This window comes from Clostridium sp. (assembly GCF_040797585.1).
Taxonomy (GTDB): Bacteria; Bacillota; Clostridia; order Clostridiales; family Clostridiaceae; genus Clostridium_Z.
In genome coordinates, this window is record NZ_JBFNEO010000094.1 from 1 (window position 1) to 10,390 (window position 10,390).

The following is a 10,390-nucleotide window of genomic DNA, read 5'->3' on the forward strand; positions in this document are numbered from 1 at the left end:
AACGTGTTATATTTAATTTAAACAAGAGCAAAACAGTTTTAAACACATGGTATAAATACCCTAAAATAAAGGGTTTAACTGTATTAATTACAAATTGAAACTGTTATAATTTAAAGTTATACATCATAAGGGATATTAATGATGATGAAAGAAAAATATCTTGTTTTTAACAAATAATCTTAAGATAAGGTTAAAAAAATAACAATCATTGATGAAAACTTAAAAAGTGATACTTTTAAAAATCTAAGTGTTTATCTAAGGAGGAGTAGTAGATGTTTAAGCAATGGGATGGATTCAAAGGAGAGTCATGGAGACAAGACATAGATGTTAGAGGGTTTATACAAAAAAACTACACTTTATATGAGGGAGACAAGAACTTCTTAGCTCCTGTTACTGAAAAGACTAAGAAGGTTTGGGATAAATGCAGTGCTTTAATAATAGAAGAAATAGAAAAAGGAATATTAGGAGCTGCAACTGATAGAGTATCTGGTATAGATGCTTATGAGGCAGGATATATAGATAAAGATAATGAAGTGATAGTTGGACTTCAAACAGATGCACCACTTAAGAGAATAGTAAATCCATGGGGTGGATGGAGAGTTGCTAAAAACTCTTTAGAGGCTTATGGATATGAGATTGATAAAGAAGTAGAGGAAACATTCCCTAATTATAGAAAGACTCATAATGATGGAGTATTTGATGCTTATACTGCTGAAATAAGAGCAGCAAGATCAGCAGGTCTTTTAACAGGACTTCCTGATGCTTATGGAAGAGGAAGAATAATTGGAGATTATAGAAGAGTAGCTCTTTATGGAGTAGATTTCTTAATAGAGAAGAAGAAAAGCGATTTAGCAGAACTTCAAGGAGATATGTTAGACGAGCTTATAAGAAGAAGAGAAGAAGTTTCAGAGCAAATAAAGGCTTTAGAGGCTATGAAGAGTATGGCATCTAAGTATGGATATGATATATCTAAGCCAGCAGAAAGTGCGAAAGATGCAGTTCAACATCTTTACTTTGGATACTTAGCAGCAGTTAAAGAAAATAATGGAGCAGCAATGTCCCTTGGAAGAACTTCTACTTTCCTTGATATATATATAGAAAGAGATATAGAAAATGGAAACTTAACAGAAGCGGAAGCTCAAGAGATTATAGATCAGTTTATAATAAAGTTAAGACTTGTTAGACACTTAAGAGCTCCAGAATATAATGAGTTATTTGCAGGAGATCCAACTTGGGTAACTGAGTCAATAGGAGGAGTGGGCATAAACAGTAAGCCACTTGTAACTAAGAACTCCTTTAGATATCTTCATACTTTAATAAACTTAGGATCTGCTCCAGAGCCAAATATGACAGTGCTTTGGTCAGAAAAATTACCAAGAAACTTCAAGAAATATTGTACAGAAATATCTATATTAACAGATTCTATACAGTATGAAAATGATGATATAATGAGACCTATATATGGAGACGATTATGCTATAGCTTGTTGTGTATCTGCAATGCAAGTTGGTAAGCAAATGCAGTTCTTCGGAGCAAGATGTAATTTAGCTAAGGCTTTACTATATTCTATAAATGGTGGAATTGATGAGAAGAGCGGTAAGGTTGTTATAAAAGGTATACCAGGAATAGCTGATGAAGTTCTTGATTATGAAAAAGTTAAGAAAGCATACTTTGAAGTTCTTGAAAGTGTTGCAAAGATTTATGTAGATACAATGAATATAATCCACTATATGCATGACAAATATGCATATGAAGCAGGTCAAATGGCTTTACATGACACTGAGGTAGGTAGATTAATGGCATTTGGTATAGCAGGATTATCAGTTGTTGCAGACTCATTAAGTGCTATAAAATATGCAAAGGTTAAGCCAATAAGAGAAAATGGAATAACTGTAGACTTTGAAATAGAAGGAGACTTCCCTAAATACGGTAATGATGATGAAAGAGCAGATGATATAGCTGTAGAATTAGTTAACAAGTTCTCTAAAGAACTTAAGAAGCATCCTTTATATAGAAATGCAAAGCATACTCTATCAGTTCTTACTATAACTTCTAACGTGGTTTATGGTAAGAAAACAGGAGCTACTCCAGACGGAAGAGCTGCAGGAGTTGCATTTGCACCAGGAGCTAACCCAATGCATGGAAGAGATAGCCAAGGTGCTTTAGCATCATTAAACTCAGTAGCTAAGGTTCCATACAGCCCATGCTGTGAGGATGGAGTATCAAATACTTTCTCAATAGTTCCAGAAGCTTTAGGAAAAGAAAGAGATGCTCAAATAGATAACCTAGTTAATGTGTTAGATGGATATTTTGGACAAGGTGCTCATCACTTAAACGTTAATGTACTTCAAAGAGAGACTTTAATGGACGCAATGGAACATCCAGAAAAGTATCCAACACTTACAATAAGAGTTTCAGGTTATGCAGTTAACTTTAATAGATTAACAAAGGATCAACAAAAAGAAGTTATATCTAGAACATTCCACGTAAAGATGTAATAATATTAAAAGGGAAGGGGTTATCCCTTCTCTTTAATATATTAGAAAAGGAAGGATAACATGAAGGGAAGAATTCACTCTATAGAGAGTATGGGACTTGTAGATGGACCAGGAATAAGAACTGTAATATTTTTTCAAGGATGTGCTATAAGATGTGCTTATTGCCATAATCCTGATACTTGGAAGTGTCAGGGAGGTACAGAATACACACCTAAGGAGATTCATGAAAAGATATTAAAGTATAAACCTTATTTCTCAAGAAGCGGTGGTGGAGTAACTTTCTCTGGAGGAGATCCTCTTCTACAGCCAGAGTTTTTAATAGAAGTTTTAAAACTTTGCAAAAATAGTGGAATTCATACAACTATAGATACAGCTGGTTTTGGACTTGGAAATTATGAAGACATATTAAAATATGTAGATTTAGTTTTATTTGATATAAAGCATGTATCTGATGAAGGATACAAGACCTTGGTTGGCAAAGATGGCGAAGAAGCAAGAAACTTTTTAAAGGCATGTGAGAAAACTTCTACTAAGCTATGGATAAGACATGTAGTTGTTCCAGGAATTACTGATGGAGAAGATCATATGGAGGCTTTAGCTAATATAATAAAAGACATAGAAAATGTTGAAAAGATAGAACTTCTTCCTTATCATACTATGGGGATAACTAAATACGATAATATTGGATTGAAATATAGGCTTCAAGGAATTGAAGATATGGATAGAGATCTATGTAAGAGTATGGAGAAAAATCTTATTAATAGGGTGAATGAATTAAGAAATATTGAAGGAAAGAAATAGTTAGACTATTTCAGATTACCAAAATAAAACAATTATACTTATGATAGACTACTACAATTTTGCTAAGAGCAGACAAAGTAGTTTAATATAAAGGCTTTCTAAAAAAGACCTTCTAGATATTATCTAGAAGGTCTTTTTTCATATTTGGGTTTAGAGGTGGTATATCTTTAATAAATATTTTACTCTAAGGGAATAAAATTAAACTTAGAGAATCCACAAAAAGGACATAGCCAGCTTTCAGATAAGGAATTAAAGTCTGTATTACTGGTTACTCCGGAGTAACTATCTCCATCTGAAGGGTTATAAACATATCCACAAACTACACAAACATAGGATTTCATAAAGGGACCTCCTTTTAAATAAATTTTATCTGATGGCTAGGAACTGTAACACCCCCATCCCATTAGAAGGTGGGGGATAACAGTTGCTACGCCCCTAGATTAACTCATCTAACCTTAAGATGGTGGAAAGAACACTATCTTAAGGAAGATTCGTTCTATCTAAGAGTTTACTTATATAATTTAATAGAAGCTTTTCATAGGATATAAGTATAGAGCTAAATTAATTGGTATATTAAGGAGAGAATATAAATCTATATTTAAATAACCTTATCCTTAGATAAAGAGAATATACTTAATGATCCTAAACACTTATCCTTAGTATATGAAATTTATATTTAAATTAGATTCACTTTTATTTACCGTAATGTTTTAATCTTCATTTTATATGATATTTTATGAAGAATATCATATAAATGTGAATCTAATAATTAGTATTTATTCATTATGCTATATTTATACATAAAAATTAATTCTATTGAGAACTATATTCAAGTTTATAAGGGATGGTGTATAATATGAATTAAGAGGAGTTAAGAGTAGAATTTTTTTTATATAGTATTTATAGGGAGGTAATATGAGTAAAAGAAAAAGACCAATACTTATTATAGTTATAGTTTTAGTTATTGGATTCTTAGGAGGAACTGCTGCTATATATTCTTTTGTTTTTAATAAAGAAGATATAGAGGATAAAAAACAAGATATTCTTCTTAATAATGGAAATAAAGAAATAAATGAAAAGGAAACTCCTAATAATGAGGAGAATAAAATAGAAGAAAATAAAAAGGATAAAAAAGAAATAAAGCAAGAAGTAGAGAAGAAAAAGGAAGATAGTAAGCCTAAAGTAACAGAAAATATAAAAGATAATAATAAGTCTAATAAGAAAAATAGTTGGTATTTTATGGCTAAGGGAAATGGACAAGCGCCTACTCCACCTGAGGAATCAGAATCATATTTAAAGGCTAATAATGGAGTTTATTTAGGAGATACCAGCAAAAAGGTTATATATCTTACTTTTGATGAGGGATATGAAAATGGGTATACTAGTAAGATTTTAGATATATTAAAAAGCAACAATGTAAAGGCAGCTTTCTTTGTAACAAAGCCTTATATAAAGGATAATAAGGAATTAATAAAGAGAATGGTAAATGAAGGACATTTAGTTGGAAATCATAGTGTAACACATAGTTCTATGGATGAGATAGTTACTAAAGGAATAGATGCTTTTAGAAAGGAAATTAAAGATGTAGAGGAAGAATATAAGTCTTTAATAGGAAAAGACATGATAAAAGTTTTTAGACCACCTATGGGTAATTATAGTGAAAAATCCTTATCCTATACTAAAGCTTTGGGGTATAAAAGTGTATTTTGGAGCTTTGCTTATGGGGATTATGATGTTAATAAGCAACCAGATAAGACCTATGCAAAGAATCATATATTAAAAAGTACCCATAATGGGGCTATATATCTTCTTCATGCTATTTCTAAAACAAACTTAGATATTTTAGATGAGGTTATAAAGGAATGGAAGTCCATGGGATATGAATTTAGATCTTTAGAAGAGCTGTAGAAGAAATCTTCCTTAAGATGATGTTCTTTCCACCATATAAAAGTTATATGTTTTTAAGTTATGAAATAAAATTAAATAGCTTATAGGTTTTTTAGCTTGAATCTTAACTTATACATGTACTTAAATACTTTAAAATCTTAGATTTTAAGCGGTGCATAAGATAAGTTTTAAATCAAAAACCCTATAGGATTCCTGACTGAATTTTTAACTTATACCTATGATTTTTATTTTGTCACATTACGTCTTGAAGCCAAGTATAACTTAAGATATAGATAATAAAACAAAAAATGAGTTATGTAATAATAACTCATTTTTTATTGCACTTTAATGTGTAATAATAGTTAGACATTAAGTCTATTTTATCATAGATGTAAAGTGTTGCTTAGGAATAAATCCTTTTTTTATACCTTCTGTTACTATAAGATATGTAGCAGCAGTGTCAAATCTAGCATCATGATAGTTACCACTACCTTCAAAAAGTGCCTCAGATTTTTGTGATATCATCTCTTTAGTTATACCAAGGAAAGTTATAACTTCTTCAAGTTTCGGATTTTTTATATCACCTCTAGCATTACACAATCTGCATATATTTTTATAGTAGGCCATAGTACAAAAACTTAAGTTTGGTTCGAAGAATTCTCCTATGCCAGAAAGTTCATGACTTAAGAATTTTATATCAAAGGATACATTATGACCAATTAAAATATCCGCCGTTAAAAAATCATTTATAAAAGATTCTACCTGGTCTTCAAAGTAATTACCTTCACTTAATTCATATAACTTTTCTAAAGAAAAGCCATGAACAGCTTCTGCAGAAGGGGACATATTATCTACTGTAAAGAAAAAGTTACGTCCTACAGTTGTATTAGGTTTTGTAGAAGTATCCACCATTATATAACTAAGCTGACATATACTGCCCTGTTCAGGCTTTATGTCAGTAGTTTCTGTATCAAAGAATATAAGTTTCATAAAATCCTCCTATAGCTTTATTAAATAACAATAAGAATATTATATAAGAATAAAGATAATATGTATATAAAAAGCCCCTACTTTTTAAATAGGAGCTTTTTTACTATTTTAAACTAGAAGATATGGTATCTAAAAGTTCTAGGGCGACCCTTAAAGTAGAATCTTCTTTATCTATTTTAGTATTTAATTCTACAAAATCCATAGATTTTATAAATCCACTAGAAAGAAGATTTTTAAGTAAATCATTAACTTCATCAAGGTAAAGTCCTTGAGATACTGGGGTTCCAGTACCAGGAACAAGAGCTGCATCTAGGGAGTCTATATCATAGCTAAGATGAACATTAGTTATTCCTTTTGAATTAATATCCTTTAATATAGAATCTACTACATTTTTGCAGCCCTCTTTCTTAACATCTGAGGTTGTCCAGACACTTAAATTTAAATCTTCTATAAGCTTTAGTTCACCTTTATCTAAGTCTCTAGCACCTACTATATATACATTTTTAGGATTTATTTTTCTCCCTTTAAAATAAAGATTAGTAAGATCAGAAGGTCCTTCACCCATTGCAGAGGCTAAAGGCATTCCATGGACATTACCGGAAGGAGAAGAAGTATGAGTATTAATATCTCCGTGAGCATCTATCCAAATTACAGCTAGATCCTCGCCAAAAGCTTTGCTACAACCACTTAAACTTCCAAGACCAAGAGCGTGATCTCCTCCTATAACTAGAGGAAAGGAACCAGTGGATAAAGAGCTATAAACGCTGTGAGCTAAATTTTTATTTACATTAACTATAGGATTTAAATATTTCATAGACTTATGACTAGAGAATTTTTCCTTCTCTTCCATAAACTCTACGTAAATATTACCTAAGTCATAAACTTCTTCATGATGTTTTTCTAAGATTTCAATTAAACCGTGTTTTCGTAATAAATTTGGGCTAAGATCTACGCCCTCTCTATCGCATCCAAAGTATAAAGGAACACCTATTACATTAATTTTCATTTTGGTACCTCCAATAACATATAAAAATTATGTGATCTGTACTTTTGGTACAGTATGAAGTTTTAATTTTAAATCTCTTAATAATAGTATGTGTATAGTCACATGCTATTATTAAGTATAATCATAGATTTTTATATATTTTAAGTTATATTTATAAGCAATTTTGGAACTTGAATATCATATTTTTAAATATTGGAATTTAATATTTTTTAATATCAATTATTTATATCATACTAATAGTATTGTTTCAATAAGAAAAGTTAATAATAATAGTTAAAATTAATATTAAAATCATTATTTTTGATTGATAATATATATTATTAGATATAATATAGTAATTAATATAAAGTATCTATTTTAATACAGCAAATATAATATTAATATACAGCAAAGGAGGATTAATTATGATAAAAGAAGCTACAAAGGTATCAATAATAGGGGCTGGGTTTGTTGGATCTACTACAGCCTATGCTTTAATGCTAGAAGGGTTAGTATCAGATTTAATTATAGTAGATATAAATAGAGATAAGGCAGAAGCTGAGGCTATGGATTTATCTCATGGAGCTGCATTTGTTAAGGCAACAGATGTAAAGGCTGGAGATTATGAGGACACTAAGAATTCGGATATAATAATAATTACTGCTGGGGTTGGACCAAAGCCTGGAGAAACAAGATTAGATATAGTTAAGAAAAATTATAATATATTTAAAACTATAGTACCTGAGGTTGTTAAATATAGCCCTAATGCTATACTGCTTGTAGTATCAAATCCAGTTGATGTTTTAACATATATAACATACAAACTATCAGGACTTCCATCTAATAGAGTAATAGGATCAGGAACTGTCCTTGATACTTCAAGGTTTAAATATTCATTAAGTGATAAGTTTTCAGTAGATGCAAGAAATATTCACACTTATATAATAGGAGAGCATGGAGATTCAGAGATGGCAGCGTGGAGCTTAACTTCAATAGCCGGAATGGGAGCTGAGGAGTTCTGCTTAGCTCAAGGAGGAATCTGTGATGAGGAATTTAAGAAGGCTACACTAGATGAGGTTAAAAATGCTGCATACGAAATAATTAATAGAAAAGGTTACACTAACTATGCAGTTGCCTTAGCAGTAAGAAGAATAGTAGAGGCAATAATAAGGGATGAAAAATCAATACTTACAATATCAAGTCTTTTTCAGGGACAATATGGAATAGAAGGAATGTACCTTGGGATTCCTACAGTGGTTGGAATAGAAGGAGCAGAAAAAGTATTAAATGTACCTTTAAATGAAGAAGAAATAAATGGATTAAGAAAGTCAGCAGATGTATTAAAGGAAAGTATAAAAGATCTAGAATTTTAATTGTTAAGGTAGATGATTTATAATTATGCTAATTATAAATCATCTACCTTATATTATATAAGTATCATTAAGAATATGTATTTTTTAAAATGTAAGCATTGGTATTCTAGAATACTTATTTAAATTAAGAGAATAGTTTTAAGTAGTAGCTGCATGGATATAAGGGTAATGGGTATATCTATATATTACTCCACATATCCATATAATCCCCTAATAGAAACTTCACCAGAAATGATTCTTTTCTCTGATCCATCCCCAAGGGTAACTAGAAGTTCACCATCTTCTGTTATATCACAAGCTTTGCAGGTAAAGTTAGTATCCCTATTTATACATTGAATCTCTTTTCCAATAAGTATAGATGCCTCTCTACTTATATCTAGGGTTTTATTAAGTTTTCCAGTGGATAAAAAGTCATCATAAAGTTCTTCAAAATTATTTAAAATATAAGCTGTTAGCATTTTTCTATCAAAGTCTTTTTTAAACTCTCTTTTTAAAGAAGTAGCTATGGATTTAAGCTCATCACTAAATTCCTCTTCTAAGGTATTTACATTAATACCTATTCCCATGACCATATAATTTATGTTGTTCATTTCTCCACTAATTTCAGTAAGAATTCCACAAAGCTTTTTGTTGTTTAAAATCACATCATTAGGCCATTTAATATGACTTTCTACACCAAGATTCTTAAGGGCTAAATATACTGCTGCTGACCCAATAAGGGTTGTTTTAGAGACCTCTAGAGGAGGTAGATCAGGAGTTAGAAGAATGCTTAGCCATATGCCCTTATGCTTTGGAGATGACCAAAGACGACCAAGACGACCACGACCAGTTACTTGCTCTTCGCTTATAAATACGGAACCATTAATTAGGTTATCCTTTGCAGACTCCTTTGCTATAGAATTAGTTGATCCTAGAGTATCATAGTGATTATATTGTCTTCCTATATATTTAGTTTTTAAATAAGGCTCTATCTCTATATAATTTAAAACATCAGCTTCTTTTATAAGTTTATAACCAACCTTTGTTGAGGATTCAAAATCATATCCCTCATCTTTTAGAGCTTTTATGTATTTCCATATGGAGGCACGACTTACTCCAAGATTTTTACTTATTTCCTCTCCGGATATATACTGGTCTTTATTATTTTTAAATAACTCTAAAACCTTATATTTCAAATTTATCAGTCCCTTTATATAAAATTAAAGCTCTAAAATTTAACATTCTAGAGCTTAATCCTATTATATAATTTAAAAAAATTTTAGTCTATATTTAATGAAAGAATATTTAACCTTTTAATATTCTATGATGAGAATCATCGGTCTTTATATAAGTAAATTCAGGGTTTGCTGATTTTATAAAAGAAGAAGTAAAGGCTTCTCTTAAATCATAGAATACTTTAACATCTCCAGAAACCTCTTCCCAATACTTTTTGTGTATACAGGTAGTTGTTTCCCATTCTACTAAGTCCTCAGTTTTTATTTTTAAGCTATTAACATGGTCACAAGGCATTCCATCTAGGACATAGTTATTAAGGTTTTTAAATAGTAGAAGAGCATTTTCATTTTCTCCATTATCATTAACTTCTTTTCCGCACTCTTCTCCATGTTTTTCATAAATCTTCAAAGCTATGGCAAGAGCTTCATCACCAAAAGCTTTTATGGAGTTAGTTATAAAATATGAAAGTCTTCCTTCAGTTTTAGAAACCTTGTCTTGAAGCCAACCGTGAATATTTGAAGTATCTATCATAGCATCTAGAGGTTTATCTTCTGTGAAGCTTCCATATTTAGATATACCTTCTGAAAATATTTTATATGAATCATCTCCAAATTTATTTGAAAAAGCCTCTTCTAGCTTTC

General features: G+C 30.5%; 9 protein-coding genes. 4 read left to right on the forward strand and 5 right to left on the reverse strand.

Annotated elements, in window-relative coordinates; all coding sequences use genetic code 11:
• Positions 1–272 precede the first annotated feature (272 nt).
• Together pflB and pflA are read left to right on the forward strand one after the other, a co-directional pair.
• Positions 273–2,498 carry a formate C-acetyltransferase gene (pflB, locus tag AB2369_RS07660; protein ID WP_367665892.1) on the forward strand — a complete coding sequence of 742 codons (2,226 nt, stop codon included), beginning with the start codon at positions 273–275 and terminating at the stop codon, positions 2,496–2,498.
• Between the two features lie 60 nt (positions 2,499–2,558).
• Positions 2,559–3,299 carry a pyruvate formate-lyase-activating protein gene (pflA, locus tag AB2369_RS07665; RefSeq protein ID WP_367665893.1) on the forward strand — a complete coding sequence of 247 codons (741 nt, stop codon included), beginning with the start codon at positions 2,559–2,561 and terminating at the stop codon, positions 3,297–3,299.
• Positions 3,300–3,478: 179 nt separating this feature from the next.
• Here the strand turns inward: pflA and AB2369_RS07670 are convergent, their stop codons facing one another.
• The gene (locus tag AB2369_RS07670) at positions 3,479–3,640 is read right to left on the reverse strand and encodes a rubredoxin (RefSeq protein WP_367665894.1); all 162 of its coding nucleotides are present in this window, start codon (positions 3,638–3,640) and stop codon (positions 3,479–3,481) included.
• A 574-nt stretch (positions 3,641–4,214) separates the two neighbouring features.
• On the opposite strand from AB2369_RS07670, the gene pdaA reads away from it, so the two are divergent.
• The gene (gene pdaA / locus AB2369_RS07675; RefSeq protein ID WP_367665895.1) at positions 4,215–5,207 is read left to right on the forward strand and encodes a delta-lactam-biosynthetic de-N-acetylase; all 993 of its coding nucleotides are present in this window, start codon (positions 4,215–4,217) and stop codon (positions 5,205–5,207) included.
• A 354-nt stretch (positions 5,208–5,561) separates the two neighbouring features.
• Here pdaA and AB2369_RS07680 read toward each other — a convergent pair whose 3' ends face one another.
• Both AB2369_RS07680 and rocF read right to left on the reverse strand, forming a co-directional pair.
• Positions 5,562–6,176: an exonuclease domain-containing protein gene (locus tag AB2369_RS07680; RefSeq protein ID WP_367665896.1), complete on the reverse strand. Its 615-nt coding sequence runs from the start codon at positions 6,174–6,176 to the stop codon at positions 5,562–5,564.
• 103 nt (positions 6,177–6,279) lie between these two features.
• The gene (gene rocF, locus AB2369_RS07685; protein ID WP_367665897.1) at positions 6,280–7,182 is read right to left on the reverse strand and encodes an arginase; all 903 of its coding nucleotides are present in this window, start codon (positions 7,180–7,182) and stop codon (positions 6,280–6,282) included.
• Positions 7,183–7,586: 404 nt separating this feature from the next.
• On the opposite strand from rocF, the gene AB2369_RS07690 reads away from it, so the two are divergent.
• Positions 7,587–8,534 carry an L-lactate dehydrogenase gene (locus tag AB2369_RS07690; protein WP_367665898.1) on the forward strand — a complete coding sequence of 316 codons (948 nt, stop codon included), beginning with the start codon at positions 7,587–7,589 and terminating at the stop codon, positions 8,532–8,534.
• 185 nt (positions 8,535–8,719) lie between these two features.
• On the opposite strand, the gene AB2369_RS07695 is transcribed toward AB2369_RS07690, so the two are convergent.
• A complete protein-coding gene (locus AB2369_RS07695) occupies positions 8,720–9,709 on the reverse strand; it encodes a biotin--[acetyl-CoA-carboxylase] ligase (RefSeq protein ID WP_367665899.1) in 990 nt (329 codons plus the stop codon).
• A 109-nt stretch (positions 9,710–9,818) separates the two neighbouring features.
• Positions 9,819–10,390: hypothetical protein (locus tag AB2369_RS07700; RefSeq protein ID WP_367665900.1), on the reverse strand; the 572-nt coding region annotated here is incomplete at its 5' end.

Bases quoted from the DNA above. Each gene is read 5' to 3' on its own strand.
- AB2369_RS07690 (WP_367665898.1), top strand. From the start codon at position 7,587: ATGATAAAAGAAGCTACAAAGGTATCAATAATAGGGGCTGGGTTTGTT.
- pdaA (WP_367665895.1), top strand. From the start codon at position 4,215: ATGAGTAAAAGAAAAAGACCAATACTTATTATAGTTATAGTTTTAGTT.
- AB2369_RS07670 (WP_367665894.1), bottom strand. From the start codon at position 3,640: ATGAAATCCTATGTTTGTGTAGTTTGTGGATATGTTTATAACCCTTCA.
- pflA (WP_367665893.1), top strand. From the start codon at position 2,559: ATGAAGGGAAGAATTCACTCTATAGAGAGTATGGGACTTGTAGATGGA.
- rocF (WP_367665897.1), bottom strand. From the start codon at position 7,182: ATGAAAATTAATGTAATAGGTGTTCCTTTATACTTTGGATGCGATAGA.
- pflB (WP_367665892.1), top strand. From the start codon at position 273: ATGTTTAAGCAATGGGATGGATTCAAAGGAGAGTCATGGAGACAAGAC.
- AB2369_RS07680 (WP_367665896.1), bottom strand. From the start codon at position 6,176: ATGAAACTTATATTCTTTGATACAGAAACTACTGACATAAAGCCTGAA.